Source organism: Phenylobacterium sp. 58.2.17 (genome assembly GCF_026411515.1).
Lineage (GTDB): Bacteria > Pseudomonadota > Alphaproteobacteria > Caulobacterales > Caulobacteraceae > Phenylobacterium.
On sequence record NZ_JAPMTQ010000049.1, the window covers coordinates 1 to 25,722 of the forward strand.

General features: G+C 69.8%; 36 protein-coding genes. 18 read left to right on the plus strand and 18 right to left on the minus strand.

The genetic code is table 11. The annotated features are described in order from the left end of the window. Positions 1–273: 273 nt before the first annotated feature. From OUA97_RS20255 to OUA97_RS20270, 4 genes are all read left to right on the plus strand, one after another. Positions 274–660 carry a VOC family protein gene (locus tag OUA97_RS20255; RefSeq protein ID WP_267233841.1) on the plus strand — a complete coding sequence of 129 codons (387 nt, stop codon included), beginning with the start codon at positions 274–276 and terminating at the stop codon, positions 658–660. A 67-nt stretch (positions 661–727) separates the two neighbouring features. Then, the gene (locus OUA97_RS20260) at positions 728–1,606 is read left to right on the plus strand and encodes a TauD/TfdA dioxygenase family protein (protein ID WP_267233842.1); all 879 of its coding nucleotides are present in this window, start codon (positions 728–730) and stop codon (positions 1,604–1,606) included. 63 nt (positions 1,607–1,669) lie between these two features. Beyond that, positions 1,670–2,482 carry an SDR family NAD(P)-dependent oxidoreductase gene (locus OUA97_RS20265; RefSeq protein WP_267233843.1) on the plus strand — a complete coding sequence of 271 codons (813 nt, stop codon included), beginning with the start codon at positions 1,670–1,672 and terminating at the stop codon, positions 2,480–2,482. Between the two features lie 69 nt (positions 2,483–2,551). Further along, a complete protein-coding gene (locus OUA97_RS20270) occupies positions 2,552–3,223 on the plus strand; it encodes an MOSC domain-containing protein (protein ID WP_267233844.1) in 672 nt (223 codons plus the stop codon). Here OUA97_RS20270 and OUA97_RS20275 read toward each other — a convergent pair. Then, the gene (locus OUA97_RS20275) at positions 3,220–3,945 is read right to left on the minus strand and encodes a glutathione S-transferase N-terminal domain-containing protein (protein ID WP_267233845.1); all 726 of its coding nucleotides are present in this window, start codon (positions 3,943–3,945) and stop codon (positions 3,220–3,222) included. The genes OUA97_RS20270 and OUA97_RS20275 overlap by 4 nt on opposite strands. A 179-nt stretch (positions 3,946–4,124) precedes the next feature. Between OUA97_RS20275 and OUA97_RS20280 the strand changes: the two genes are divergently transcribed. Both OUA97_RS20280 and OUA97_RS20285 read left to right on the plus strand, forming a co-directional pair. Beyond that, complete coding sequence (locus tag OUA97_RS20280; RefSeq protein ID WP_267233846.1) at positions 4,125–4,490, plus strand: response regulator; 366 nt, start codon at positions 4,125–4,127, stop codon at positions 4,488–4,490. Next, positions 4,487–5,314, plus strand: a complete 828-nt coding sequence (locus OUA97_RS20285) for a CheR family methyltransferase (RefSeq protein WP_267233847.1) — start codon at positions 4,487–4,489, stop codon at positions 5,312–5,314. The genes OUA97_RS20280 and OUA97_RS20285 overlap by 4 nt, the downstream gene beginning before the upstream one ends. A 112-nt stretch (positions 5,315–5,426) precedes the next feature. Here the strand turns inward: OUA97_RS20285 and OUA97_RS20290 are convergent, their stop codons facing one another. From OUA97_RS20290 to OUA97_RS20305, 4 genes are read right to left on the minus strand one after another with little or no spacing between them, the layout of a single operon-like run. Continuing rightward, on the minus strand, positions 5,427–5,564 hold the full coding sequence (locus tag OUA97_RS20290; protein ID WP_267233848.1) for an entericidin A/B family lipoprotein: 138 nt from the start codon (positions 5,562–5,564) through the stop codon (positions 5,427–5,429). A gap of 37 nt (positions 5,565–5,601) precedes the next feature. Beyond that, positions 5,602–7,326, minus strand: a complete 1,725-nt coding sequence (locus OUA97_RS20295; RefSeq protein ID WP_267233849.1) for a sensor histidine kinase — start codon at positions 7,324–7,326, stop codon at positions 5,602–5,604. A gap of 12 nt (positions 7,327–7,338) precedes the next feature. After that, a complete protein-coding gene (locus OUA97_RS20300) occupies positions 7,339–7,944 on the minus strand; it encodes a sigma-70 family RNA polymerase sigma factor (protein WP_267233850.1) in 606 nt (201 codons plus the stop codon). Beyond that, entirely contained in the window at positions 7,944–8,132 is a 189-nt protein-coding gene (locus OUA97_RS20305; RefSeq protein ID WP_267233851.1) for a NepR family anti-sigma factor, read from the minus strand. The genes OUA97_RS20300 and OUA97_RS20305 overlap by 1 nt, the downstream gene beginning before the upstream one ends. A gap of 223 nt (positions 8,133–8,355) precedes the next feature. Here OUA97_RS20305 and OUA97_RS20310 point away from each other — a divergent pair, with 223 nt between their 5' ends. Beyond that, on the plus strand, positions 8,356–9,147 hold the full coding sequence (locus tag OUA97_RS20310; protein ID WP_267233852.1) for a response regulator: 792 nt from the start codon (positions 8,356–8,358) through the stop codon (positions 9,145–9,147). Between the two features lie 18 nt (positions 9,148–9,165). Here the strand turns inward: OUA97_RS20310 and OUA97_RS20315 are convergent, their stop codons facing one another. Together OUA97_RS20315 and OUA97_RS20320 are read right to left on the minus strand one after the other, a co-directional pair. Beyond that, entirely contained in the window at positions 9,166–9,444 is a 279-nt protein-coding gene (locus OUA97_RS20315; RefSeq protein WP_267233853.1) for a hypothetical protein, read from the minus strand. Between the two features lie 20 nt (positions 9,445–9,464). Beyond that, positions 9,465–9,665: a hypothetical protein gene (locus tag OUA97_RS20320; RefSeq protein ID WP_267233854.1), complete on the minus strand. Its 201-nt coding sequence runs from the start codon at positions 9,663–9,665 to the stop codon at positions 9,465–9,467. Positions 9,666–9,796: 131 nt separating this feature from the next. Here OUA97_RS20320 and OUA97_RS20325 point away from each other — a divergent pair, with 131 nt between their 5' ends. Continuing rightward, on the plus strand, positions 9,797–10,114 hold the full coding sequence (locus tag OUA97_RS20325) for a hypothetical protein (RefSeq protein ID WP_267233855.1): 318 nt from the start codon (positions 9,797–9,799) through the stop codon (positions 10,112–10,114). 200 nt (positions 10,115–10,314) lie between these two features. Here the strand turns inward: OUA97_RS20325 and OUA97_RS20330 are convergent, their stop codons facing one another. Both OUA97_RS20330 and OUA97_RS20335 read right to left on the minus strand, forming a co-directional pair. Further along, the gene (locus OUA97_RS20330) at positions 10,315–10,773 is read right to left on the minus strand and encodes an OmpA family protein (RefSeq protein WP_267233856.1); all 459 of its coding nucleotides are present in this window, start codon (positions 10,771–10,773) and stop codon (positions 10,315–10,317) included. An 83-nt stretch (positions 10,774–10,856) separates the two neighbouring features. Beyond that, the gene (locus OUA97_RS20335) at positions 10,857–11,192 is read right to left on the minus strand and encodes a YMGG-like glycine zipper-containing protein (protein WP_267233875.1); all 336 of its coding nucleotides are present in this window, start codon (positions 11,190–11,192) and stop codon (positions 10,857–10,859) included. Positions 11,193–11,333: 141 nt separating this feature from the next. On the opposite strand from OUA97_RS20335, the gene OUA97_RS20340 reads away from it, so the two are divergent. Then, entirely contained in the window at positions 11,334–12,212 is an 879-nt protein-coding gene (locus tag OUA97_RS20340) for a diacylglycerol/lipid kinase family protein (protein WP_267233857.1), read from the plus strand. Further along, complete coding sequence (locus OUA97_RS20345) at positions 12,209–13,009, plus strand: metallophosphoesterase family protein (RefSeq protein WP_267233858.1); 801 nt, start codon at positions 12,209–12,211, stop codon at positions 13,007–13,009. Before OUA97_RS20340 ends, OUA97_RS20345 begins: the two co-directional genes overlap by 4 nt. Before the next feature lie 33 nt (positions 13,010–13,042). Here OUA97_RS20345 and OUA97_RS20350 read toward each other — a convergent pair whose 3' ends face one another. The 4 genes from OUA97_RS20350 to OUA97_RS20365 all read right to left on the minus strand — a co-directional run bounded on the left by OUA97_RS20350 (position 13,043) and on the right by OUA97_RS20365 (position 14,696). Continuing rightward, positions 13,043–13,216, minus strand: coding sequence for a DUF1328 domain-containing protein (locus tag OUA97_RS20350; RefSeq protein WP_183771352.1), 174 nt, complete (start codon positions 13,214–13,216; stop codon positions 13,043–13,045). A 63-nt stretch (positions 13,217–13,279) separates the two neighbouring features. Next, positions 13,280–13,906: a superoxide dismutase gene (locus OUA97_RS20355; protein ID WP_267233859.1), complete on the minus strand. Its 627-nt coding sequence runs from the start codon at positions 13,904–13,906 to the stop codon at positions 13,280–13,282. 77 nt (positions 13,907–13,983) lie between these two features. Further along, positions 13,984–14,376, minus strand: a complete 393-nt coding sequence (locus OUA97_RS20360) for a hypothetical protein (protein ID WP_267233860.1) — start codon at positions 14,374–14,376, stop codon at positions 13,984–13,986. Next, complete coding sequence (locus tag OUA97_RS20365) at positions 14,373–14,696, minus strand: glycine zipper domain-containing protein (protein ID WP_267233861.1); 324 nt, start codon at positions 14,694–14,696, stop codon at positions 14,373–14,375. The genes OUA97_RS20360 and OUA97_RS20365 overlap by 4 nt, the downstream gene beginning before the upstream one ends. 173 nt (positions 14,697–14,869) lie before the next feature. Here OUA97_RS20365 and OUA97_RS20370 point away from each other — a divergent pair, with 173 nt between their 5' ends. Further along, on the plus strand, positions 14,870–16,282 hold the full coding sequence (locus tag OUA97_RS20370) for an HWE histidine kinase domain-containing protein (protein WP_267233862.1): 1,413 nt from the start codon (positions 14,870–14,872) through the stop codon (positions 16,280–16,282). A 43-nt stretch (positions 16,283–16,325) separates the two neighbouring features. Here the strand turns inward: OUA97_RS20370 and OUA97_RS20375 are convergent, their stop codons facing one another. Both OUA97_RS20375 and OUA97_RS20380 read right to left on the minus strand, forming a co-directional pair. After that, the gene (locus tag OUA97_RS20375) at positions 16,326–17,372 is read right to left on the minus strand and encodes an ATP-grasp domain-containing protein (protein ID WP_267233863.1); all 1,047 of its coding nucleotides are present in this window, start codon (positions 17,370–17,372) and stop codon (positions 16,326–16,328) included. 42 nt (positions 17,373–17,414) lie between these two features. Beyond that, positions 17,415–18,218 carry an alpha/beta fold hydrolase gene (locus OUA97_RS20380; RefSeq protein WP_267233864.1) on the minus strand — a complete coding sequence of 268 codons (804 nt, stop codon included), beginning with the start codon at positions 18,216–18,218 and terminating at the stop codon, positions 17,415–17,417. A 99-nt stretch (positions 18,219–18,317) separates the two neighbouring features. Here OUA97_RS20380 and OUA97_RS20385 point away from each other — a divergent pair, with 99 nt between their 5' ends. Both OUA97_RS20385 and OUA97_RS20390 read left to right on the plus strand, forming a co-directional pair. Continuing rightward, positions 18,318–18,869, plus strand: coding sequence for a cytochrome b (locus tag OUA97_RS20385; protein WP_267233865.1), 552 nt, complete (start codon positions 18,318–18,320; stop codon positions 18,867–18,869). A 25-nt stretch (positions 18,870–18,894) separates the two neighbouring features. Beyond that, the gene (locus OUA97_RS20390; RefSeq protein ID WP_267233866.1) at positions 18,895–19,590 is read left to right on the plus strand and encodes a VIT1/CCC1 transporter family protein; all 696 of its coding nucleotides are present in this window, start codon (positions 18,895–18,897) and stop codon (positions 19,588–19,590) included. A 171-nt stretch (positions 19,591–19,761) separates the two neighbouring features. On the opposite strand, the gene OUA97_RS20395 is transcribed toward OUA97_RS20390, so the two are convergent. After that, entirely contained in the window at positions 19,762–19,971 is a 210-nt protein-coding gene (locus OUA97_RS20395; RefSeq protein ID WP_267233867.1) for a cold-shock protein, read from the minus strand. Between the two features lie 81 nt (positions 19,972–20,052). Between OUA97_RS20395 and OUA97_RS20400 the strand changes: the two genes are divergently transcribed. Then, positions 20,053–20,406 (plus strand): hypothetical protein, encoded by a 354-nt coding sequence (locus OUA97_RS20400; protein WP_267233868.1) that lies wholly within the window; start codon positions 20,053–20,055, stop codon positions 20,404–20,406. Positions 20,407–20,457: 51 nt separating this feature from the next. Here the strand turns inward: OUA97_RS20400 and OUA97_RS20405 are convergent, their stop codons facing one another. Continuing rightward, positions 20,458–21,666 carry a CaiB/BaiF CoA transferase family protein gene (locus OUA97_RS20405; protein ID WP_267233869.1) on the minus strand — a complete coding sequence of 403 codons (1,209 nt, stop codon included), beginning with the start codon at positions 21,664–21,666 and terminating at the stop codon, positions 20,458–20,460. Positions 21,667–21,770: 104 nt separating this feature from the next. Here OUA97_RS20405 and OUA97_RS20410 point away from each other — a divergent pair, with 104 nt between their 5' ends. The 4 genes from OUA97_RS20410 (at position 21,771) to OUA97_RS20425 (ending at position 24,552) form a co-directional block, all read left to right on the plus strand. Then, positions 21,771–22,358: a DUF4142 domain-containing protein gene (locus tag OUA97_RS20410; RefSeq protein ID WP_267233870.1), complete on the plus strand. Its 588-nt coding sequence runs from the start codon at positions 21,771–21,773 to the stop codon at positions 22,356–22,358. 241 nt (positions 22,359–22,599) lie between these two features. Further along, positions 22,600–23,295, plus strand: coding sequence for a fumarylacetoacetate hydrolase family protein (locus OUA97_RS20415; protein WP_267233871.1), 696 nt, complete (start codon positions 22,600–22,602; stop codon positions 23,293–23,295). Then, positions 23,292–23,936 carry a maleylacetoacetate isomerase gene (gene maiA, locus OUA97_RS20420; protein WP_267233872.1) on the plus strand — a complete coding sequence of 215 codons (645 nt, stop codon included), beginning with the start codon at positions 23,292–23,294 and terminating at the stop codon, positions 23,934–23,936. Before OUA97_RS20415 ends, maiA begins: the two co-directional genes overlap by 4 nt. After that, positions 23,929–24,552, plus strand: coding sequence for a carbonic anhydrase (locus tag OUA97_RS20425; protein WP_267233873.1), 624 nt, complete (start codon positions 23,929–23,931; stop codon positions 24,550–24,552). Before maiA ends, OUA97_RS20425 begins: the two co-directional genes overlap by 8 nt. 34 nt (positions 24,553–24,586) lie before the next feature. Here OUA97_RS20425 and OUA97_RS20430 read toward each other — a convergent pair. Further along, positions 24,587–25,722 (minus strand): penicillin-binding transpeptidase domain-containing protein (locus tag OUA97_RS20430; protein ID WP_267233874.1); only part of this gene is annotated, 1,136 nt, incomplete at its 5' end.

Genomic DNA, 25,722 nt, shown 5'->3' on the forward strand with positions numbered 1-25,722 from the left:
CCCCCCCCCCCCCCCCCCCCCCCCCCCCCCCCCCCCCCCCCCCCCCCCCCCCCCTGGCCCGGTTTGTCGAGCAGCGCGCCGGCATGAATGACGGTGGCCGGCTGGGCCTGGGCGGCTGCTTGGCCGCTCGCGCCCATACTCAGGACAATGGCGGCGCCGAGAATTTTAGCGGCAGTGGGCGCCGAGACTCTACGCATGGATACTCCCCCCTTTAAAAACGGCCTGCACTCTAGCTTCGGTGGCGCCGGGGTCTAGAGGCCAATTGGAGGTTCAATGACCCAACGCCTGGCCCTCACCGCCCTCGTCGTCCGCGACTACGACGAGGCGATCGGCTTCTATGTGAACCAGCTCGGCTTCGAGCTCAGCTCCGACGACGACATGGGCGGCGGCAAACGCTGGGTGGTCGTCACCCCGCGCGGCTCGCAGAGCGGGCTGCTGCTGGCCAAGGCCGCGGGCGAAGTCCAGGCCGCGCGGGTCGGCGACCAGACCGGCGGCCGGGTCGGCTTCTTCCTGCACACCGACGACTTCGCCGCCGACCACGCGCGGATGACCGCGGCGGGCGTCAGGTTCTTGGAGGCGCCACGCCAGGAACCCTATGCGACCGTGGCGGTGTTCGAGGATCTCTATGGCAACCGATGGGATCTCTTACAGCCGAAGTGAGCGCTTCTGACTCGCGCTCGCGGCCCAGGCGTTGTTTGATCCTCCAAGCCAAGAGGGAGATGGTCCGATGTCAGGCCTCACGATCCGCAAGGTGGCCGGCGCCCTGGGCGCCGAGATTTCCGGCGTCGACCTGTCCGCCGACCTGCCGGACGCCGTGATCGAGGAGATCCGCGCCGCCTTCGTCCATCACCAGGTGGTGTTCTTCCGCGACCAGAGCCTGACGCCGCAGGCCCAGCTGGCCTTCGGCCGGCGCTTCGGCCCGCTCAACATCCATCCCTATGTCGCCGGCATGCCCGGCCATCCCGAGGTGATGGAGATCGTCAAGGAGCCGGGCGACAAGGTGAACTTCGGCGGCGGCTGGCACTCGGACATGAGCTTCCTGGAGACCCCGTCGATCGGCTCGATCCTCTATGCCGTCGAGATCCCGGAGTGGGGCGGCGACACCTTGTTCGCCAGCCAGGCCGCCGCCTACGAGGCGCTGTCGCCGGGCCTGAAGGCGACGCTGGAGAGCCTCAACGCCGTCCATTCCGCGGGCCGCGAATACTCCGCCCAGGGCCACTCGGCCCAGAAGCGCGCCTCGATGAAGGTCGTCGAGGCCGAGGGCGCAGTCGGCGAGTTCGTCCATCCGGTGGTCAAGGTCCACCCCGAGACCGGCCGCAAGGCGCTCTATGTGAACCCGGCCTTCACGATGCGCATCGACGGCTGGAGCAAGCGGGAGAGCAAGCCGCTGCTCGACTTCCTGTTCGAGCACTCCCGCTACGAGGCCTTCACCTGCCGCTTCGCCTGGGCCGCCGGCTCGGTGGCCTTCTGGGACAACCGCTCGGTCTGGCACTTCGCGCTCAACGACTATCCGGGACAGCGGCGGCATATGCGCCGCGTCACGGTCGACGCCTGGCCCGCCACGGCGGGCAAGCCCGTTCTCCAGCACGCGGAGGGCGTATCCTAGGCGGGGCCGAAACGCCCCGTTTCCAAATAAAAACAAAGACATTTCATTAGGGAGATTTCGAGAATGGTCACCGTCAATCCGAACGGGACGCTGAAGGGCCGCGTCGCCCTGGTCACTGGCGCCAGCCGCGGCATCGGCGAGGCGATCTGCGCCCGCCTGGCGCAGGAAGGCGCCAAGGTCGTGGCCTCGGCCCGAACCGCCGAGAGCGGCGAGAGCCGCCTGCCCGGGACCCTGCAGGACACCGTCGAGCGCATCGGCAAGGCCGGCGGCGAAGCCGCCTTCATCAAGGCCGACCTGGCCCAGGCGTCCGAACGCGAACGCCTGGTCGAGGAGGCGACCGCCCTCTACGGCCCGGTCGACATCCTGATCAACAACGCCGCCATCACCTATTTCATCCCGGTCGAGGAGTTCCCGGAAAAGCGCTTCAAGCTGATGATGGAGGTGCAGGTCTATGCGCCGTTCCACCTGTCGCAGCTCGTCATTCCCGGCATGCGCGACAAGGGCGCCGGCTGGATCGTCAACATCTCCTCGCCGGCCGGGATCCACCCCAAGCAGCCCTACGGTCCGGCCCGCGGCGGCACCGTCTATGGCATGTGCAAGGCGGCGCTGGAGCGGTTCTCGACTGGCCTGGCGTCCGAGGTCTATGCCGACAACATCGCCGTCAACGTGGTCTCGCCGGGCCTGGTCGACACCCCCGGCGTCGCCGTCCACGGCCTGATCAACGAGGCCACCAAGAGCCGGGTGCAGCCGATCGAGTACATCGCCGAGGCGGTCTATCGCCTGGCCTCCGGCGACCCGCAGACGGTCACCGGCCGGGTCGACTACGCCGAGCCGCTGCTCAAGGAACTGGACGTCCAGCCGGCCGCGCTGATCTGACGAACTGGTCTGGCCGGAGGTTCGCCAGCGGACCTTCCGGCCAGACCTCTCGCCGTCTATGGCGGCCCTATGCTCCGCCTCGATCATCTGCTCGTCGGCCAGGTCGCCCCGCTCGGCGACACCCTCAGCGGCATCGCCAAGGCGCCGGTCGCCGGCCCGCTGCGCCTGACGCCCACTGGCTTTGAGGGCGACGCCCAGGCCGACACCCGCGTCCATGGCGGCCCGGACAAGGCGGTGCACCACTATCCGTTCGAACACTACGAGCTTTGGCGCGCCGAGCTCGGCGCGCGCCCGGCCCTGGCCGCGCCCGGCGGCTTCGGCGAGAACCTTTCGACCCGGGGCCTGGACGAGACTCAGGTGGCGATCGGCGACATCTTCCGCCTGGGGACTGCGCTCATCGAGGTGTCCCAGGGCCGCCAGCCCTGCTGGAAGCTCAACCTGCGTCTCGACGTTCCGGACATGGCCCAGAAGGTCCAGGCCACCGGCCGCACCGGCTGGTACTACCGGGTGCTCGAACCGGGTCTGGTCGCGCCGGGCGACGGGTTCGAGCTTCAGGACCGGCGCTCGCCCGACTGGACGATCCATCGGCTGTGGCGGACGCTTTATGTCGATACGCTGAACCGCGAGGAACTGGCCGCGATGGCCGCTCTTGAGCACCTGCCCGAAGGCTGGCGCAAGTATGCGCGGCGGCGGCTGGAGACGCGCCGGGTCGAGGACTGGTCCGCCCGCCTGGGCGCCTAGACGGCGGGCGCCGGCCGGGCGCGCTGGTTGTAGAGCAGTCCGCGCCGGCGCTCCTGCTCCTGCGGGGTGATCGACGCCGGGTCTTCGCCGGGGTCGGCGACCACCGCCATGCCGCGCTGCACGGCCGGGCGCGCGCTCATCTCGTCGAACCAGCGCTTGAAGTACTTGAACTCGCCCATGTCGATGCCCTGCAGCTCCCAGCTGACGGTCCAGGGGAACGAGATCATGTCGGCGATCGAATAGGCGTCGCCGGCGATGTAGCGCCGGTCGTAGAGCCGGTTGTTCAGCACCCCGTACAGCCGGTGGACCTCGTCGTTGAAGCGCCGCTGGGCGTAGGACTGGTCGCCGTGCTCGGGGGCCACGCGGCTGAAGTGGCCGCGCTCGCCGAACTTCGGACCCTGATTGGCCATCTGCCAGATCACCCACTGGATGACCTCATACTTGCCGCGCACGTCGGCGGGCAGGAAGCGGCCGGCTTTCTCGGCCAGGTAGATCATGATCGCGCCGGACTCGAAGACGCTCAGCGGCGGGCCGCCGTCGGCCGGCGCGTGGTCGACAATCGCCGGCATGCGGTTGTTCGGCGAGATCTTCAGGAAGTCGTCGGTGAACTGGTCGCCGCGGCCGATGTGCACCGGCGCGACCCGGTACGGCAGCTCCAGTTCCTCCAGCAGGATCGTCACCTTCTTGCCGTTCGGCGTCGGCCAATAGTGGACGTCGATCATCGCGGGCCTCTTGCAACGGGTATGGGGCGGTCAGCCTAGGCCGCCCAGGCGGCCCCTCAATCGACAATTTCTGATCCGACCCTCAGCTTCCCCGGCCGGCGCGGCCGATTTCCGCCTGGCGCCATACGGCTCCTTAACCAACCAGGCGCGAGAAACGCCACGAGAGAGGAGCGCCCAGGTTGAAGACCTGTCTCGTCGTCGACGACAGCCGCGTAATCCGCAAGGTCGCGCGCCGCATCCTGGAGGACATCGGCTTCGAGATCGCCGAGGCCGCCGACGGGTTGGAGGCGCTCGCCTGGTGTCGTGCGGCCATGCCCGACGCAGTGCTGCTGGATTGGAACATGCCGGCCATGTCGGGCATCGAGTTCCTGCGCATCCTGCGCCAGGAGCCGGGCGGCGAGCAGCCGACCGTGGTCTTCTGCACCGTCGAGAACAGCGTCGAGCGGATCCGCGAGGCGCTCGACACCGGGGCCGACGAATACATCATGAAGCCGTTCGACGGCGACATCATCGCCGCGAAGTTCGCCCAGGTCGGGCTGGCATGACGCTGGATGACCGGGAACTGGTGGCTCAGCTCTGCGCGGCGCGCGCGGGCGTGCGGGTCGATCCTGAAAAGACCTATCTGATCGAGAGCCGGCTGGCGCCGCTGGCCCGTCGCGAGGGCTTCGGCAGTATCGGCGACATGCTGGCCCTGCTGCGCGAGCGGCGCGAGGAAAGGCTGGCCTGGTCGATCGTCGAGGCCATGGCCCAGTCGGAGAGCGCCTTCTTCCGCGACCGCGAGCCGTTCACCTTGTTCCGCGACGAGGTGCTGCCGTCCCTGGCGCGGCTGCGCGGCGCCGAGCCGGTGCGCATCTGGTCGGCGGCCTGCGCCTCCGGCCAGGAGGTCTATTCGCTGGCGATGATCGTCGAGGACGAGCGCGGCCGCCTGCCGGGCCTGAAGGTCGAGCTGTTCGGCACCGACATCGGCGAGCGCCAGCTCGAAAAGGCCCAGAGCGGGCTCTACACCCAGTTCGAAATCCAGCGCGGCCTGCCGATCCGCCAGCTGATCCGCCACTTCGAGCCTTCGGACGACATGTGGCGGGTGTCGCCGCGCCTGCGCCAGATGATCCGCTGGCGGCGGGTCAACCTGGTCGCCGACCTCAGCACGGCCGGTCGCTTCGACGTGATCTTCTGCCGTTACGTGCTCTCGGCCTTGGTCGAGCCGATGAAGGGGCGGCTGCTCATCAACCTGGCGCGGGCCTTGAGCCCGGAGGGCTTCCTGTTCCTGGGCGAGCAGGAATCGGCGGCTGGGCTGTCGGACGCCTTCGAGCCGGTCGCCGGTCGACCCGGCCTGTACGCCCGCAACCCGGCCTACCGCGTCGCCGCCTAGGCCACCGAAAGATAGCGGACTACGAACGCGCGAAAGCCGCCACCCGGCGCCTATGGCGGGGTGACGGTCTCAACGCTTCGTTACGGCGGCGGACCGCCGAATGGAAGCAGCTCTACTTCTTGGCGTCTTCGGCGGTATTGGTCACGGCCTGGCCGGCGGCCTTCACGTCCTTGCCGGCCCCGGACACGGTATTGCAGGCGGTGACGGAAAGACTGGCGGCGAGAACCGCGAGAATCACGAACTTACGCATGAGAGATCTCCCCTTGATTGCGCACCGAGGCTAACGGTCAAGCCGCGGCCTGGTTCCCTCGCGCGGCGGGGCGCCGACCGGCCTGCTCGTCCATCGGGGTGGGGAAGATCAGGCGGGCGGTGATTCCGCCCTGGTCGTTGCGCACGACCTCGGACCGGCCGCGCAGCTGACGGCCGAAGGCGGTCATCAGGGTGCGGCCGACGCCGGAAGTGGTCAGGGCGTCGGGCGGCGCGTCGCCGTCGTCGCTGATCTCCAGCTCGGCCTCGTCGCCGCGGACGATGAAGTTGACCCGCAGGGTGCCGCCGCGCCCGGCGAAGGCGTGTTTCTGGGCGTTGGTCACCGCCTCGACCGCGAACAGCGCCAGCGGCGCCAGCCGGTCGGGGTCGATGACCAGGTCGTCGACGTGGATCTCGGTCCGCACATTGGCGCCGTGGCTGATGTCGGCGGCGATCAGCTGGGCGGTCAGCTCCTCGAGGAAGGTCCGCAGGTCGACCCGCTTCAGGTCCGGCCCCTGGTAGAGCGCCCGGTAGATCAGGGCCAGCGCGGTGATCCGCTGGCGGGTGTCGGACATCGCCGCCCGCGCCGCCGGGTCGGTCAGGGCCCGCTGCTGCATGTTCAGCAGCGAGGAGATGACCTGCAGGTTATTCTTCACCCGGTGGTGGATCTCGCGCATCAGGTCGTCCTTCTGCGCCAGGGAATCGCGCAAGGACGCGTCGCGTCCGACGATGGCGTCGGCCATGTCCTCCAGCGTCTCGGCCAGGTCGCGGATCTCCGGCGGGGCCTGGTCGGCCTGCACGGGCCGCACGCTGAACCGGCCGCGGGCGTAGAGCGCGGCGATGCGCTGCAGGTAGGCGATCCAGCGGATCACTACCCGCTCGGTCACCACCGACACCGCCACCAGCGCCAGGATGAAGGTCAGGATCGGGAAGACGATGCTGGTCAGGGGGTTCAGCGTCGCCCACGAGAACAGCCCGCCCGAGCGCGCCGACAGGATCACGAACAGCTCGTCGCCGACCAGCGGCGCGGCCGAATAGACCCGTCGCTGGCCGCGCGCGTCGCGTGCGTACCAGACCATCGAGCCCTGCTTCAGGGCCTGGGCCCGCCAGTCGCTGGGCAGGACGGGGAAGGCCTCCTTGTCGGTGGCGTTGATATAGGTTCCCTGGCCGTCGGTCAGGGCGACCTCGGAGCGCTGCGGCAACGAGCGGTCGGCCGTGCGCGGGGCCAGGCTCTCCAGCGAGATCACCGCCACCAGCGCCCCGTCGAAGCCGACCCGTGGATCGTGCGCCGGCACCGCCGCAAGCAGCGCCGGCACGGTGGCGTAGTTGGCGCCCGGGTCGCGGGTGATCACCAGGCTGTCGCCCTTGGACAGGCTCTGAAACCAGGGGCGGCTGGCCCGGGCCATGTCGGCCGGCACGTCGCCGGCCGCGCAGGCCACCCGGCCGCGACGGTCGAAGCGGATCAGGTTGTGGTAGCCGGGAATGCGATGGGTCACCTCGGCCAGCCGCTGGGCGCAGTTAAAGCCGACAGAGCCGGGGGCCAGCGTCTCCAGCAGGATGTCGGCCGCCTCCATGCGCGCGCGGGCGGTGGCGGCGCTGCGTTCCGAGGCTGCGGCCAGGTCCTCGCGCAGCTGCACGCCCTCACGCCGGAACGAGATCGCCGATTGCAGGATGCCGAGGATCAACACGGGCAGGAGCGCGGCCGCCAGCGCCGCCGTCAGGCGGACCCGGATGGTGGAAAGGGAGCCCCAGGGCGTGCCGTCCATGCTTCCGCCCTATCAGCGAGCGGTGCTCAACCGCTCCGCGTCCGCCAGGATGGCGCTCATGGCGTCGCCGGCCGCGCTTCCATCCCGCTCATAGCTCCCGTCCTCGAGAATGCTGTGCAGCGCCTTGCGCGCGCGGCTGACCCGGCTCTTCACGGTGCCGACCGCGCAGCCGCAGATCTCGGCGGCCTCCTCATAGGCGAAGCCGCCGGCCCCGACCAGGATCAGCGCCTCGCGCTGCTCGGCCGGCAACTGGGCGAGGGACAGTCGCAGTTCGTCCAGCGCCACCGGCGCTTCGGGATCGTCCACCGCCACCAGAGTCCGCTCGGCGGCCTCCTGGTCCAGCTGGCTCTGGCGCCACGAACGCCGCTTCTCGGAATAGAACTGGTTGCGCAGGATCATGAAGGTCCAGGCCTTCATGTTGGTGCCCATCTGGAAACTGTTGCGCGCGTCCCAGGCCTTCATCATGGCGTCCTGCGCCAGGTCGTCTGCGCTGGCCGGATCCCCGGCCAGGGTCCGGGCGAAGGCGCGCAGGTGGGGGATCAGTTTGACCAACTCGCGCTTGAACGCCTCGTCGTCCGCCTGGGTGCTCGTCGGCCGGGCCTTGCTGTGCTCGGCCATCAGCCGTTCTCCGCTGACTTCTTGTCCGCTTGTCGAAGAATGGCGAGGAATTCCTCGGGCACAGGTTCGCTGACCACCTCGTCGAACATCTGACGCAGGCGCACCCCAATGGCCTGTTGGCGCAGGCGGGCTTCGTCCAGCGCAGCAGGCGCTTGCCGACGGTCCTCTGTGGTACGCTGTTCTATCATGGCCTCGGCGCCCGGCTTTCGCTGAGCCCGCCCCCTCGGTTCGTCCTGGTCGCCCGTCAACGCCTCACCCCACCCAGGGTTCCAAACTGTAGACATAATCGCGCTGAGGAAAACCTCGTTCTGACGGAACCGGTTCCCACGGCCTACGTTCGGGCACATGATGGACCTGCCCAGGGAGCCAATCCTGGTCGGCTGCATCGAACTCGAGAGGGAGGAGTTTGATTTGAGTCTTCTTGCCCGACTGGCGCCGCACCTGCCGTATGTACGGCGCTATGCCCGCGCTTTGACTGGCGACCAGACGACTGGCGACCACTATGTTCGCGTCGCACTGGAAGCGCTTGCCGCCGGCGATCGGGTGCTGGAGGCCAGTCTGACGCCTCGGGTGGCGCTGTATCACGTGTTCCACGCGATCTGGCTGACCAGCGGCGCGCAGCTTGAGGCGCCGGGCGAGGAGGGCGGCGACGACGCCAGCCAGCGGCTGATGCGCATCGCCCCGCGCTCGCGCCAGGCGTTCCTGCTCACCGCGCTCGAAGGCTTCACCCCGTCCGAGGCCGCCCAGATCCTCGGCGTCGAGTTCGGCGAGGTCGAGCGGCTGATCGCCGAGGCGCAGGCCGAGATCGACGCCGAGCTGGCTACCGACGTGCTGATCATCGAGGATGAGCCGGTCATCGCCGCCGACATCGAGGCCCTGGTCACCGAGATCGGCCATACCGTGGTCGACATCGCTGCGACCCGCACCGAGGCGGTCGACGCCGTGGCCCGCAAGACCCCGGGGCTTGTGCTGGCCGACATCCAGCTGGCCGACGGCTCGTCGGGCATCGACGCGGTCAAGGACATCCTTGCCCGTCACGACGTGCCGGTGATCTTCATCACCGCCTTCCCCGAGCGCCTGCTGACCGGCGAGCGTCCGGAGCCGACCTTCCTGATCACCAAGCCGTTCCAGCCGGAGACCGTGAAGGCGGCCATCGGTCAGGCGCTGTTCTTCCATCCGCGCAACACCCGCAAGGCGGCCTAGGCGTCGCGAGCGGCCGCCCTAGCGGACGCTCGTGGCCCCGTCCGGCGTCGGCGTGCTCTGCAGGGTGCCGTGGGCAGGTTCGCCGACGTCGAACGACTGGGCCGTGCGCACCGCGCCGGCCTTGCTGGCTGGCGTCGCCGCCTGCTCGCCCGCTCGCCACGACCATGCGCCGAACAGCGCCAGGGCGGCCAGGGCGGTCGACACCGCCAGCACCCAGAACATGTGCACGCCGATGCGTCCCTGTCGCGCGCGCGTCGCGTTCAGCGCGGCTCGGGTGGTGGAGCGGGTCGTGGCCATATGGCGTCGCCTCCTGAGGTCTAGAACGGTAACCGGTCGAGCGGGCCAGGCGGCGTCGGGTGGGCGGCGTCGCCGCGGACCACCGACATCTGGCCGAGCAAGGCGCCGGCCAGCGCTACCGACAGGATCACCGCCAGCGCCCACCAGCGGCGGCGCAGCGAGTGGCCGTGACCCTCCTGCGCGCCCGTTGCGCCGAAGCGCTCGTTCCGCTCGTGGATCATGGCCTCTCCCCTGACCAGACGAGCGAACTTGCCCGCGTCTGGCTAACGTTCCGCAGGGGGCGGACGTTCCGCACGCGATTTTGCGCGCCGGCGGGGTTCGACAAGTCCGCGCCGCGCCTTATCTATGGGGCATGAAGAGGACCAAGCGTATCGTCGGCGCCTTCGCGGCGCTCGCCCTGGCCGGGGCCGCCCAGGCCCAGGCCCCCGCCGCGCTGGAGGGCATGGTCGTGCGCGGCCAGAACGGGGTCGTGCTCGGCGTCGTCGAGCGCGTGACCTACCGCGACAACGGCGCGCCCGCCCAGGTGCTGGTGCGACCCAAGGGGCCGCCGACCGCCGGCCCGCGCAGCCTCTCCTACGGCGCGTTGCGCAAGGAGGGCGGCGAACTCATCGCGCCGCTGAGCCAGGCCGAGTTCAACGCCATGCCGGCGGTCAGCGTCGCGCCGAAATAGGCCAGGCGAACCGCGGCGAAAAAAATCGCGCCTCGCGGGAACGAACCGATTTCACGTGGGTTTATGGATTGCGGAGGCGGCGACGCCCCCCCCGACTTGAGACCGGCGAACATGCCGGTCTGCCGCCTCCGCACCCCTTTTCTCGATGATGCGCACTCAAGAGGCGGGCCTAGCGTCCGCCTTTTCTTGTGCGCCCCTTCCTAGGGCGTGGTCAGTTCCAGGGTGACGTCGGCGCGACGGCGCAGCGGGCGGGCCTCGCCGTCCTGGGTCACCGCACCTTGTTGGCCGGCGGCGGCCAGGTCGAATTCCCCGGCCGGCAGGCCGGTTGCGATCAGGGCCTTGGTCACCGCGGCCACGCGCTGCTTGGACAGCTCCAGATTGGCCGCCGGCGCGCCGACCGCGTCGGCCAGGCCCAGCACCTTCACCCGCTCGACCTTGCAGGCCTTGGCTGAACTGGCCGCCTGCGACAGCACCGCGCGGCCTTCGTCGGTGACCTCGGCGCTTTCCGGCTCGAAATAGATGTGGACGGTCAGGTTCTCGCAGGCGGCGGGGGTCTCGATCTTGGCGCGCGGGCCGCCGGCCGGTGTGGTGGCGCATCCGGCCAGCGCCAGTCCGGCGCTCAGCGCCGCGATCGTCGACGTCTTCGTTCCCAGACCCATGATCCTGCAGCCCCTAATATGACGATGGACGGACAGCATAGCTGACCGCCCACCGCAGGCTAGTCTAGGTTGCGCGGCCGCGATTAGCGCGGGCTGCCGTCTTCCCAGTAATAACGGCCCGAGCCGTTGTCGTAATAGTAATACCGGCCCACGCGCTCGTCGTAATATTGGCGGCGGTTCTGGTTCTGCGCGCCGCAGCCGCCGTCCTGGCGGCAACCGCGGACTGCGCCGGCGCCGCCGCCCAGGGCTGCGCCGATGGCCGCGCCGGTCCCGGCGTCGCCGCCGCCGACATTGTTGCCGATCACAGCGCCGGCCAGGGCGCCGAGGGCGGCGCCGCCGGCGGCGTTGCGCTCGACGTTGCCGGTGGTGGTGCAGGCGCTCGCCAGCAGGCCGGCGCCGGCCAGGGCCGCGAGCGGCATGAGAGATTTGGCCTTGAGCATATGGCACTCCTTACTTATCCCGCCGACCCCAACGCGCGCGTTACGGCAGAGTTCCGGACGGAACCGCGTCCAACCGCCGCCGTTAGGGGGCTGCTCCTATGGGGCGCTGACAGAGGACCTATGGCTCAGGCACCGAAGATATCCCGCATCGAGGCGGTGGTGAATGTCGCATCCGGCGGCGCGAGCGCGCAGGACGACGAGCAGATGCGCGCCCTGCTGGCCGGATACGGCGCCCACGCCAACGTCCAGGTGGCCGACAGCGGCGAGATCGAGCGGCGGCTGCGCTCTGCGGTCGACGCCGCGCCCGACCTGCTGGTGATCCTGGCCGGCGACGGCACCGCCCGGGCGGCCGCCGACATGGCCGGGCCGCAAGGGCCGATGATCGCCCCGCTGCCGGGGGGCACGATGAACATGCTGCCGCATGCGGTCTACGGCGCGGTTCCCTGGCGCGAGGCTCTGACCGACGCCTTGGAGCGCGGCGTCGAGCGCGACATCGGCGGCGGCCTGATCGAGGGGCGCAGCTTCCTGGTCGCGGCGATCCTCGGGGCCCCGGCGCTGTGGGCGCCCGCGCGCGAGGCGGTGCGCGAGGGCCAGCTGCGTCTGGCCTTCGCGCGCATGCGGCGGGCCTGGCGGCGGGCGTTCTCCGGGCGCCTGCGCTACGCCCTCGACGACGGCCCGCGCGGCAAGGCCGAGGCGCTGGCCTTTCTCTGCCCGCTGGCCTCCACCGCCCTCGCCGACGAGGCCCAGAGCCTGGAAGCGGCGATCATCGATCCCCAGACCGTCGGCGAGGCTGCGCGCATCGGCTTCAAGGCGCTGGTCGACGACTGGCGTAACGACCCGGCGGTCAGCGCCGGCCCCTGCCGCCAGGCCCGGGTCTGGGCGGCCAGCCGCATTCCGGCGGTGCTCGACGGCGAGCCGGTCTGGCTGGCGACCAACGCCGCGGTCGACTGGCGGCCCCAGGTCGCCCGGCTGCTGGCCCCGCGGCGGGAGGCGGGATGATCCGCATCGCCCACCTCTCCGACATCCACTTCGGCGGCGAAAACGTCGCGGCGGTGGCGGGGGCGGCGCAGGTGCTGCGTGGGGGCGAGTTCGACCTGACCATCGTGTCGGGCGACCTCACCCAGTTCGGCGCCGTGAGCGAGTTCGAGGCCGCGGCCGGGTGGCTGGCCTCGCTGCCTGGGCCGCAGCTGGTCTGTCCGGGCAATCACGACGCGCCCTACCTCGCCTGGTGGGAGCGGTTCTTCGACCCCTTCGGCCGGTTCTCGCGGATCATCGGCGCGGCCGAGGCTCAAACCTTCGCCAGCGCCGGTCTGGCGGTCTACGGGCTCAACACCGCCCGCGGCGTGCAGCCCCGCGCCAACTGGTCCAAGGGCCAGGTCTCCCGCGCTCAGAGCCGTGCGGCGCTCGCCTGGCTCGCCGCAGCCCCGCCGGAGGCGCTCAAGGTGGCGGTCGTGCATCATCCGTTGGTCGAGATGATCGGCGGGCCGATGACGGGCCGGGTCTGGGGCGGGCAGGCGGCGGCCCGCGCCCTGGCCGAGGGCGGCGTCGACCTGGTGTTGTCGGGGCATGTCCACGCCCCGTTCGTCTGGCCCTATCCGTTCGCCGGCGGCGCCGCCCATGCGGTCGGGGCCGGCACCCTGTCGGTGCGCGAGCGCGGCGTCGCGCCCAGTTTCAACCTTATCGAGGCCGACGCCGGGGAGATCCGCGTCGTCGCCCAGGGTTGGACCGGTTCGCGGTTCGAGCCGCTGCGCAGCTGGGCGGTCAACCGCAGACGGCAAAACGCCCGCCCCGGCTAGGGGCGGGCGTTCCGCGTTTTCAATCCTTCGGGCCTAGAGCGCGCCGCGCCCTCGAACCAGGTGCATGACGAGAGAGACCACGAACAGCACCAGGAACACGAAGAACAGAATCTTGGCGACGCCCATTGCGGCGCCGGCGATGGAAGTAAATCCGAGTACGCCAGCGATGAGGGCGACTACCAGGAAGGTTAGAGCCCATCCAAGCATGTCGTTTCTCCGGTTATTGCGTCCGAAGATATAAACGCTTGGCTGTGCGTGACGTTCCGGGACCTAGACCGGGCCGGGGTGAGTCCAGCCGGCCGCGCCCTTGCGGGCGGCGTCGTACTGGGCCTGGGCGAACGTCCAGTTCGGCAGCGAGTCGAACCAGGCCTTCAGGAAACCTTCGCGGTCGTTCTTGTGGTCCAGATAGTAGGCATGCTCCCACAGGTCGCAGACCAGCAGCGGAACCACGCCGGCCTCGGTCAGCAGGTTCACGCCATCGTGCGTATCGACGATCGACAGCGTCTCGCCCTTGGCGGCCAGCCACACCCAGCCCGAGCCGAAGTGGCCGACGCCCTTGGCGACGAACTGCGCCTTCAGTTGGTCCAGCCCGCCGAAGTCGCGCTCGATGGCGGCGGCGAGGTCGCCGGACGCCTTCTGGCCGGGCGCGCTCATGCATTCCCAGAAGAAGGTGTGGTTCCAGGCCTGGGCCGAATTGTTGAACAGCTTGGCCTGGCCGACCGCGCCGCGGACGACGTCTTCCAGCGAAGCCGGCTTGGCGCCCGACTCCTGCAGCATCTGGTTCATGACGTCGAAGTAGCGCTTGTGATGCTTGCCGTGGTGCAGGTGCATCGTGGCCTGCGAAATGACAGGCTCCAGCGCGTCGTGGGCGTACGGAAGGTTCGGCAATTCAAACATGTCAATTTCCTACGGGGGAGGGAATGCAGGCGTGCGCCCGCGGCCCCACACTAACCCGAACTGTGGGGATTGGTTCTCTAGGATTTAGAGGCGCGGCCCGCGAGCATCGCCGAAACGATGGTGGCGGTGGTCCGCGGGTTCTTCAGCGCCACCGCGGCGACGGCCCCGACCACGCCCAGCGCGACCCAGGGCTTGGCCTGGGCCAGCTCGAACATCCGCGAGGTGAGGTCCTTGTCCTGGTCCCGCCGGTTGTGGCGGCGGGGCGGGCTGGCCATCATCAGCAGCACCATCCCGATGGCCCCGGCCAGCAGCGCGGCCGCGGCCGCCACCAGCACCCCGGCCCAGGCTTCGCCGACCACCGGGGTCAGGCCCGCATGCAGGGCCATCGCCAGGAACACCACGCAGACCACCGCCGTCGCGGCGAGCGCGACGGCGGCGACGATGTAATAGAGCGCTCGCTTGAGGATCAATTTTTGCGGCCGCTGGCCAGCAGCAGGCCGATCAGCAGGCCGACGCCGAGCGCCGCGCCGGTCGCCACCAGCGGGCGTTCCTTGACGCGTTCGACGACATAGCGCTGGGCGTCGTCGATGTGCTCGCCGGCGTTGTCGGCATAGGTGCGGCTCTGCGCGCGGATCTGCTCCAGCCCTTCGGCCACGACCTTCTCGAACTTCTTGGCCGCCTCGCTGAAGCTGCGCTGCGCCTCGGCCGACAGCTTGGAAGCGGAGTCGGCCATCGATTGGGCGGCGGCCTTGGCTTCATCTTTCGCGTGGTCGACGGCGTTGGTGGCCATGTCGGATTCTCCAAGTATTCAGCAGGTATCGCAGGGATGGCATGGAAGCCTTGCCACAACGTCAAAGGCAATAGCGGGTTCCGAAAATTGACTGAAAGACTCCGCGCGCAATTCAGGGCATACAACCTTCGGTTCCTGTCGCTCGGACCCGAACCCCGCTTAATGGTCGCGCCATGGTGAAGCCCGCCGCTGGACGCAATCTGGATCACGAACGCCTCGAACTGGCGCTCGAATCTGCGCGCCTTGGCGACTACGAATGGGACATGGTGGAGGACGTCGTGCGCATCAGCGCGCGCATGTCCGAGGTCAGCGGCCTGCCGGTTGGCGAATGGCCCGCGGAAAGGGGCGAGTTCCTCTATCGCGGCGTGCATCCGGAGGACCGCGAGCGCACCCGCCAGTTCATGGAAGACTCGATGCGCGCCGAGGGCCGCTTCGAGGCCGAATACCGCCGCATCCGCGAGGACGACGGCCGCACGGTCTGGATGCGGACCTCCGGCCTGCTGGTCTGCGACGAGGCGGGGCGGCCGGTCCGCGCGGTCGGCGTGGCCCAGGACGTCGGCGACCGCCGGGCCGAGGAGGACCGCCGCCGCGCGCTGATGGCCGAGCTCGACCACCGGGTGAAGAACGTGCTGGCCGCAGTCCAGGCCCTGGCCGTTCAGACCGCCAAGCGCACCACTTCGCTCGACAGCTTCCTGTCGACCTTCTCGGGCCGGCTGAAGTCGATGGCGTCGGCCAACGAGCTGCTGACCGCCGCCCGTTGGCGCGGCGCGGCCATCGCCCATCTGGCCGCCGCCGAGCTCGGCGGCATTGCGCCGGGCCAGACCCGCTGGGAAGGGCCCGAACTGTTCCTGACCCCGCGCGCGGCCAACGCCCTGTCGCTCGCCCTGCACGAGCTGGCCACCAATGCGGTGAAGTACGGGGCGCTGTCGGTCGAGAGCGGCCGCGTCGACGTGCGCTGGACCCAGATCGCCGACGGCGGCTTCGAGCTGTTCTGGACCGAGACCGGCGGCCCGCCGGTGGTGGTTCCGACCCACAAGGGCTTCGGCACGACCTTGCTGGGCCAGGTCACCGGTCGCGAGCTCAACGGTGAGGTCGAACTTGAATATCGCCGCGGCGGCGTCAGCGTGCGCCTGCGCGCCGGCCCCGCGGCCGTGGTCTCGCGGCCCGATACCGTGCCCGAGGCCCCGGCCCCGCGGAAGATCGAGGCCACGCCCGCCGCCCAAGGCCCGGTCGACCTGCGCGGCAAGCGGGTGCTGATCGTCGAGGACGCGGTGCTGCTGGCCCTGGAGCTCGAGACCGGCCTGGCCGACGCCGGCGCCCAGGTGGTCGGTCCGGCCTATGAACTGGCTGAGGCGATGAGCCTGCTGGCCGGGCACATCGACGCCGCCGTGCTGGACGCCAACCTCAATGGCCTGGCCGTGACCCCGGTGGCCGAGGCGCTGGCCGCCCGCGGCGTGCCGTTCGTGTTCGCCACCGGTTACGGCGACAGCGGCGCGCCCATGGGCTTCGACGCCCCGATCATCCGCAAGCCCTACGACGTCACCCAGGTGGCCGCCGCGGTCGGCGCGCTGCTGGCGTCCGGCTAGCCAGGCGGCGCCGGAAATTGGTCGGCCGGGCGGTCCTGGCGAGCTAGACCGCCTCGGCCAGCACCGGCAGGGGGCCCGGATGCAGCCAGCGTTCGGGATGCTCGTGCAGTTCGCCCAGCGCCTCGCGCACCGCTGCGATCGGCGTCTCCCACATGTTCGGCGGCGGGATGGTGCTGTTGTCCAGGACGTTCATGCAGGCGTTGGCTTCGAACACCAGCAGCTCGCCGTCAAGCCGCAGGCAGACGTCCAGCCCGAAGTGGTCGAGCCCCACCGCCGCGCGGATGGCGTTCAGCATCGGCGCCAGGCGCGGCAGGGTGTCAGCTTCGAACCTGGCCAGCGCTGCGGCCTCCTCGGCCTGGGCGCCGGCGATGCGCCCGTCCGAATGCAACAGCCACCGCTCGCCGATGATCAGGTGGCGCCAGAACACGCGCCGGCCGACGATGATCAGCCGCAGTTTACGATAGAGGCCGTCGGGATCGGCGAAATCGACGAATTCGCTGGCGTAGATCGCCTCGTCGACGCCCAGCGGAATGTGTGCGGCCTCCAGCTGTTCGCGGCTGTCCAGCCGCGCCAGCCCCTTGCCGCCATGTCGCCCGGCCGGCCGCAGCAGCAGCGGAAATCCGAGCCCGGCCTCCAGGATCGCGGCGATCAGTTGGCTCCGGGTCGGCGCGCTCAGCCGCACAGTCCGCGGGACCCGCACGCCGGGGATCGCAGCCAGCAGCGCGGCGCTGCGGTCGCGCCGTGATCTCAACACCGCGCTCGGGTGGTTCAGCACCGGCAAGCCGGTCTGCGCGGCGATCTGCGCGGCCTTGATCAGCGCGTGCTCGTAGAGGTCCGGATCGGCCATGTAGTTGACCAGCGGAACCCGGGGCAGCTTCAGCTGGAACGCCGAGGCGCGGTTCTCCAGCCAGAGGTCGCGCCCGCGGGCGCGCAGTTCCGGCATATAGGAGAGATAGCTCGCCGTGCCGTAGACCACGAACCGCGGCTGCCCGAAGCCGCGGGGCGCCATCATCTGGATGTCGCCGCCGGCCGGCGCGCTGACCAGGAACAGGAAGTCGGGGCGGGGCTCGTTACGCGAAATCTCTGACACGCGCAGCGCCATAATCTTCGCGCCGGCCCCTCGCAAGCACGGCTAGTTGGGCGCGCTCAGAAAGGCGATCATGTCGCGCACTGCTGCGCGATCCTGGATCATGAACATGTGCCCGCCCTCATAGAAGCGCAGCTCGGCGCCGGGAATTCTGCCGGCCATCCGCTCCAAGGTCTCGGGCAGGGCGATCCCGTCATAGCGGCCCCCGGCCACCAGCGTCGGGACGGCGATCTCTCCAAGCCGCTCCCACGCGTCGTGGTCGGCCCGCGCCTCCAGCTGCCGGTGCGCGCCCTGGGCGCGGCCGGGTTCGTCGGCATAGGGGTCGGCGGCGGTCATGGCGATGATCTGCGCGTAGAGGTCCGGGTTGGCCGCGGCCCAGACGTCGTCCCGGCGGGTGTCGGAGATCGGCGTCAGGTGTTTCGCCCGCTCCTCGCCCTTCAGGTGCTCGATCTCGTGGAACGGGAACGAGGCCCCGCCCGCTCCGCCCGGCGAGGTGCAGGCCAGCACCAGCCGCCGCACGCGGGCCGGATGGCGCAACGCCAGCTCCTGGGCGACCATGCCGCCGAACGAGACCCCGACCACGTGGGCGCTGTCCCACCCCTGGCTCGCCATCAGCGCCGCGGCGTCGTCGGCGTAGTCGGCCATGCTGTAGCGCACGTCCGGCTTGTCCGACCGGCCCAGCCCCCGCTGGTCGTGGCTGATCATGTCGAACGCCTTGGGGAACGGCCCGTCGAACTGGTTGGGCTTGGCCCGCAGGTCGCCGCCGGTGCCCGAAATGAACAGCAGCGGCTCGCCCGCGCCCGCGCGTTCGAAATAGAGGCGAAGGCCGTTGACGGCGGCGATGGGCATGGCGGTGCTGGATCCTGCGGCAGGCGCTGCCGCCCTTTGAGTTCAATCAATGCGGGGACGACAGCCTCGCCTCTAGCGTTCGGAGAGGCAAGGAGTCCCATGTCGCTCACCAACACCCGCGCCGCCTATGGCTGGATCGCCATCGCCCTGCACTGGATCAGCGCGGTCGGCGTCACCGCCCTCTATTTCCTCGGCGAGCGGATGGAAGACGCCGCCGACCGCGCCGAGAAGATCGCCGCCCGCGATCTGCACGTCTCCGTCGCGATGCTGCTGATCGCCTTCCTTGCCGCCCGGCTGTTCTGGACCGCCTCTCAGCCTTCGCCCCGGCCGATCGAACAGAGCCGCGTCCTGCGCATCGCCGCCCATGCGGTCCAGGGGCTTTTCCTGCTGATGATCGCGGTGCTGATCGTGACCGGCCCGCTGGCCGTCTGGTCGACCGGGCAGCCGTTGCAGGTCTTCGATCTGATCGCGATTCCCAGCCCGTTCGCCGCTCGCGTGGACTGGCTGCACGAAGCCTGCGAGGAGGTGCACGGCGCGGCCACGAAGCTGTTCTGGCCGCTCATCGCCCTGCATGTCGCCGGCGCCGTAAAGCATCTGCTTTACGACCGCGACCGCACGTTGCAGCGTATGCTCTGGGTGCGCCGGGCATGATCGGCGGCGTGAGCCGGGGGCGTCGATGAATCCGAAGCATCAGGAAATCCACTTCGTCGAGCGTATCGGCTGGCTGCGCGCCGCCGTCCTGGGCGCCAACGACGGCATCGTCTCGACCGCCTCGCTGATCGTCGGCGTGGCCGCCGCGGCCCAAGGGCGCTCGGACATCCTGGTCGCCGGGGTCGCCGCCCTGGTCGCCGGCGCGATGTCCATGGCCGCTGGCGAGTACGTCTCGGTCAGCTCCCAACTCGACACCGAGACCGCCGAGCTGTCGCGTGAGCGGGCGGAGCTGGCGACCCAGCCGGAGTTCGAGCGCGAAGAATTGACGGCGATCTATGTCGCGCGCGGTCTCACTCCCGAGCTCGCCCGCCAGGTCGCCGAGCAGCTGATGGCCAAGGACGCCCTTGGCGCCCATGCCCGCGATGAACTCGGCATCAACGAGACCACCGCCGCCAAGCCGATCCAGGCGGCGTTCACCTCGGCCCTGACCTTCTCGGTCGGCGCTGGTCTGCCGCTGCTGGTGGCTGCGCTTGCACCGTTGCCGTTCGTAGTGCCGGCGGTCTCGGCGGCCTCGCTGGTCTACCTCGCCGTGCTGGGGGCGATCGGCGCCCGCGCAGGTCAGGCGCCGATGCTCAAGCCAGTGCTGCGCGTCACCTTCTGGGGGGCGATGGCCATGGCCGTCACCGCCGGCGTCGGGGCGCTGTTCGGGGTGGCGGCCTAGAGCTCTTTCCGCTCACGATGGATCATCGTGAGCGGATAAGAAGGGCTCTAAAATCAAACAATCGACCCTGTTCATCCCAGTGGCTTGATTCAAGCCGACCGGGGCAGGGTCCAGCGCATGAAAAACGGCCCGGCGCAGGCGCCGGGCCGTTCATTCGTCGATCGGAACCGATCAGACCGCCTGCAGCTGGCCGGCGGAGTTCTTGCCGCTGCGCTTGTCGCGCTCCAGCTCGAAGCTCAGCTTCTGGCCCTCGTGCAGGGTGGCCATGCCGGCACGCTCCACCGCCGAGATGTGCACGAACACGTCCGTGCCGCCATCGTCAGGCTGGATGAAGCCGAAGCCCTTTTGGGCGTTGAACCACTTAACCACACCAATAGTCATTTTTTGTCCCTTTCCGGACATGAGTTCTCGCGCCCGTATCGGGTCGCTCGATCAAATTTTCGGAGAGGTCCGGAGGCAATTGTGAAGCTGATCTCTCAAGTAGAACTAGCGTCACGGCAGCGAGCCAAAACGACATTTGACCCCGACAAACTGCGGGAATTTTTTCCCGTCAGCAAGAAATATATGGAAATTTCGCCGTTTCGCCGCTGGGTATGCTATGGCCTTCCGATGCAAAAAGGTTTGGAACGGGCCGTTTTGACGGTCGCACTTCGTGACGGCGTCTGGGCCGTCGAATTGGACGGCGACACCTTCGGGCACTCGCCGGAAAAGGATGTCGCCAAGGCCGCCGCCAACAAGCGGGCGCGTGAGGTGCAGGACAAGGGCCGTCCCTGCCAAGTCCGCGTCAGCGGCGAACTCGGCTTCTTCGCCACCTGACGCCGCCGGGAGCTCCCGACGAAGCCGGGCTAGGGGCCTTTTTCGGGCGGCCTAGAGCACGCCCTTGGCCCGCAGCCCGGCCACCTCGTCGGGGCTGAGCCCCACCTCCGCCAGCACCTCGTCGGTATGCTGCCCAAGCTCCGGCCCCGGCCAGCGCACCGCGCCCGGCGTCTCCGACAGCTTCGGAAAGGCGTTCTGCATCTTCACCTTGCCGAACGCCGGGTGGGGAAGCTCCACGATCGCCTCGCGGGCCTGGTACTGCTCGTTCTCCAGCATGTCCGGGGCGCGGAACACCCGGCCGCAGGGGATGCCGGCGGCCTCCAGGTGCTCGATCAGCGCCGGCAGCGTCCAGGTCGCGGTCCAGGCGGCGATGATCTCGTCCAGCTCCTTCTGGTTGACCCCGCGCGCCGCGTGGCTGACGAACTTCGGGTCGGCGGCCAGGCCCGCCTGGCCCATGGCCTCGGCCAGCCGCGCGAACACCGTGTCGCCGTTGCCGCCGATCAGGATCATCTCGCCCTCCGCACACGGATAGACGTTCGACGGCGCGATGCCGGGCAGGATCGAACCCGATCGCTCGCGCACATAGCCGGTCAGATCGTACTCGGTGACCAGGTTCTCCATCACCGCCAGCACGCTCTCGTACAGCGCCGCGTCGATCATCTGGCCGCGCCCGGTGCGCTCGCGCGCATGCAGCGCCATGGTGATCCCCATCACCGCGTGCATGGCGGTCAGCGAGTCCCCGATCGAGATGCCGGCCCGCGCCGGCGGCCGGTCCGGCTCGCCGGTCACGTGCCGCAGGCCGCCCATCGCCTCGCCGATCAGCCCGTAGCCGGCCCGCTTGGCGTAGGGTCCGGTCTGGCCGAAGCCCGACACCCGCGCCACGATCAGCCGCGGATTGCGCTGGCTGAGGGCTTCATAGCCCATGCCCCATTTCTCCAGCGTCCCGGGCCGGAAGTTCTCGATCAGCACGTCGGCCTGGTCGATCAGCTTGCCGGCGATCTCGCGCCCCTGCGGGGTGCGCAGGTCGAGGCCCACCGAGCGCTTGTTGCGCCCGATCACCGGCCACCACGGCGACAGCCCCTTGGGCAGGCTGCGGCCCCACTGGCGCATCGGATCGCCGGTCTTCGGATCCTCGATCTTGATCACGTCGGCGCCGAAGTCGCCCAGGATCTGGCCGCAGAACGGGCCGGCGATCAGGGTTCCCATCTCGACGACCTTCAGGTCCTTCAGCGGTCCGTTGTTGGCGGCGACGTCGGTCACGTTTGTTCTCTCCCCGGAACTGATCACACATCCGTGAGTTTTGAGCGGGTGCGTCGTCCGTTGGACCTTCGCCGATCACCTTAGTCAATCTTGAGGAGGGTTTGATGACCCGTCACCTGCTTATCGCGGGCGTGGCCGTGGCTGCCTTGTCGCTGGCCGCCTGTGGGCAAAAGACCGAAACCAAGGGCGCGGCGACCCCGGCCGAACAGGCCGCGACGCCCGACGCCAATCCGGCCGCGACCGTCATCACCCCGTCGAACGAGGCGGCGGCTCCCGACTTCGTCGCCAAGGCCGCGGCCAGCGACATGTTCGAGGTCGAAGCCGCCAAGCTCGCCCAGACCAAGGCCAAGAATCCAGGCGTGAAGAAGTTCGCCGACGAGATGGTCACGGCCCATACGAAGTCGACGGCCGATCTCAAGAAGGCCATCGCCGATTCCGGCCAGACGCTGGCCCTGCCGACGGCCTTGCCGAAGGACCTGCAGGACAAGCTGAGCGACCTTGGCAAGGCCGAGAACTTCGACAAGGCCTACATGGACAACCAGGTCGACGCTCACCAGGCCGCGCTCGACGTCCTGCAGCGCTACGCCCAGGACGGCGACGTCCCGGTCATCAAGGCCTTCGCCGCCGCCGCCGCCCCGACGGTGCAGCAGCACCTCGAAAAGGCCCGCGTCGTCCGCGACGCGGTGAAGTAGGTCCGCGCGCACAAGGCGCCATCCCGGAAGGCGCGCAGCGCCTGTCCGGGTCCCATGAACACCCGATCCGTCAGGTCTAGCCCGGCGCCGACCGGCGTGAATGGGACCCGGTCTTCGGTCTTGAGCCGAAACCGGGACGGCGCCCGGTTGGCGTCTTGGGCGCTCGGCGGGCAAAAAAACCGCCCGTCCTCCCACTACGGCAGGGTTCACATCACCCTTTCCCAGGCGTAAGGGCGGCGCCATGACATCCTATGTCCTGCCGCCGCATGCTCCCGCCTCCGTGCCCGTGGAGGGCGAGGCGGCGGCTTTTCCGGTCCGGCGCATCCTGTGCGTGGGCCGCAACTACGCCGCCCACCGCCGCGAAATGGGCGGCGACGACCGCGACCCGCCGTTCTTCTTCGCCAAGCCCGCCGACGCGATCGTCCCGCCGGGCGGCCAGGTCCGCTATCCGCCGGCCACCTCCGACCTGCATCACGAGATCGAGCTGGTCGTCGCCCTGAAGGGCGGCGGCGCCGACGTGCCGCCCGCGCAGGCGCTGTCGCTGGTCTACGGCTATGCGGTCGGCGTCGACCTCACCCGCCGCGACCTGCAGAACGCCGCCAAGGCCAAGGGCCATCCCTGGGACGCGGCCAAGGGCTTCGACGCCTCGGCCCCGATCTCGGCGATCCGCAAATGGGACGGCGCCCCGCCGCAGGGTCGCATCGCGCTTTCCGTCAACGGCCAGCTGCGCCAGGAGGGCCAGGTCGCCGACATGATCTGGAACCTCGCCGAGGTGATCGCCGAGGCCTCCAAGCTCTGGACCCTGGCCCCCGGCGACCTGATCTTCACCGGCACCCCCGAGGGCGTCGGCCCGATCGTTCCCGGCGACGTCGTCGAGGGCGAGGTCGAGGGCGTCGGCCAACTTAAGTTCACGGTGTCCGCCGGAGACGCGTCATGAGCCTCACCCTGCATTCCTACTGGCGCGCCACCGCGCCCTACCGCGTCCGCATCGGCCTCAACCTCAAGGGCCTCGACTACGGCTATGTCGGGGTGAACCTCTTGAAGGGCGAACAGCACGCCGACGACTACGTGACCCAGCGCAACCGCCAGCACCTGACCCCGGCGCTGGAAGCGGGCGGCCACGTCCTGGTCCAGTCGCTGGCCATCCTGGAATGGCTGGAGGAAACCCATCCTGCGCCGGCCCTGCTGCCCAAGGACGCCTTCGACCGCGCCACCGTGCGGGCCATGGCCGCCATCGTCGCCTGCGACATCCACCCACTGAACAACATGCGCATCCAGAAGGCGCTCGAGCAGTTCGGCGTCGATGAAGCCGGCCGCCTCGAATGGAGCCAGCGCTGGATCGTCGACGGCTTCTCGGCGCTGGAGCCGATGGTCGCCCGCCACGGCAAAGGCTTCGCCTTCGGCGATACGCCGACCCTCGCCGATTGCTGCCTCGTGCCCCAGGTCTACTCCGCCCAGCGCTACAAGGTGGACCTTTCGCCTTTCCCGGCCATCGCCGCGGCCGCCGCCCATGCAGGCGCGCACCCGGCCTTCGCCGCCGCCCATCCCGATCGCCAACCGGACGCCGTGCATGCTTGAGGACCTGAAGGAAAACAACCGCCGCTGGGCGGCTGGAAAGCTCTCCGTCGACCCCGGCTTCTTCGAACGCCTGGTCGCCCAGCAGAGCCCGGAATATCTTTGGATCGGCTGCTCCGACAGCCGCGTGCCGGCCAACGAGATCGTCAATCTCGACCCGGGCGAGCTGTTCGTGCACCGCAACGTCGCCAACCTCGCCCCGCCGCAGGACGCCAACTATCTGTCGGTGCTGCAGTTCGCGGTCGATGTGCTGAAGGTGAAGCACATCATGGTCGTCGGCCACTACGGCTGCGGGGGCGTCGCCGCCGCCGTCGACGGCAAGCGCCGCGGCCTGGTCGACCACTGGCTGCACCCGATCCGCGAGGTCTACGCCGAGCACCGCGATGAGCTCGAAGGCCTGCACGACCACGAGCGCATCGACCGCCTGATCGAGCTCAACGTCATGCGCCAGGTGCGCAACGTCGCCTCCGACGTGTTCGTGCAGGACGCCTGGGCCCGCGGCCAGAGCCTCAGCGTCCATGGCTGGGTCTACTCGATCGCCAACGGACTGGTCACCGACCAGAACTGCACCATCAGCGGCCTCGGCGACCTCGACAAGGCCCGCGACGAGGGACAGTGACCATGGCTCCTCTCCCCTCGGGGAGGGGAGAACCTCACTTCACCCGAACCCGCGAGCTGGCCTTGCGGCCCTGCTCGTCGACGACCATCAAGCGGTAGAAACCCGGCCCCTTCGGCCGCCAGATCGTCCGTCCACTGACGGGATCGGCGGCCAGCGGTTCGCCGGCGACGTACCAGCTCAGCCCTTCGCCGCCGGCAGCCAGCACCAGGCCGCGCGAGGCCGGCCCGAACGCCTCGACCTGCACGGTCGAGCCGTCCGGCGGGAAGATCAGCCGCGGCCCCTGCTCGCGCTGCTCCAGCCGCTGCAGCGCCTGGGGCGCCCCGCGCGGCGCGATCGGCCGGGGCGCGCTGGCTGGGGCGTCGATCAGGTCGGCGGCGTCGAACAGCAGCGGCAGCGCTGCGTCGCGCCCGGTCAGTCCGCCGCGCGCCCCGCCGTCGGCGCGGCCGGTCCACACCACCACCACGTAGGGCCCGACCACTCCGGCCGCCACCGCGTCGCGGAATCCGTAGGAGGTGCCGGTCTTGAAGGCCATTACCGGCCGTCCCTTGGTCAGGGCCGCCGCCGTCGCCCCGGCCGGGGGCGGGGTCTCGCGCAGGATGGCCAGCACCTGGTCGGCCGCCTCGGCCCGCATCAGCCGCCGCCCGGGCGAGCGTTCGCGCCGCGCGGCCTCGTTCATCGTCCAGGCCAGCGGCTTGGCCACCCCGCCGTCGCCCAGCGCCGCGTACAGCACCGCCAGGTCGCGCAGGGTGATCCCGACCCCGCCCAGCGCCATGGCCAGCCCCGCCTCGCGGGTCTGCGCCCGGGGCCGCACCAGGTTCACCCCGGCCCCGTCGATCCGCGCCTCGAACGCGGCGGGCCCGACCTTGTCCAGCAGCTCCACCGCCGGCACGTTCAGCGAATAGGTCAGCGCCTCGCGCGCCGTGACCTTGCCGCGGAAGATGCGGTCGAAATTCTCCGGCTGGTAGTCGCCGAACCGCCGCGCGGCGTCGTCGATCTGGGTGTCCGGCGCGGCCAGCCCGTCGTCGAACGCAAAGCCGTAGATGAACGGCTTCAGCGCCGAGCCGGGCGAGCGCACGGCCGTGGTCATGTCGATCCAGCCGCCGGGCCGCGCCAGCCCGCCCGAGCCGACCGCCCCGCGCACCGCCCGGCCCCTGTCTCTTATAAAAATAT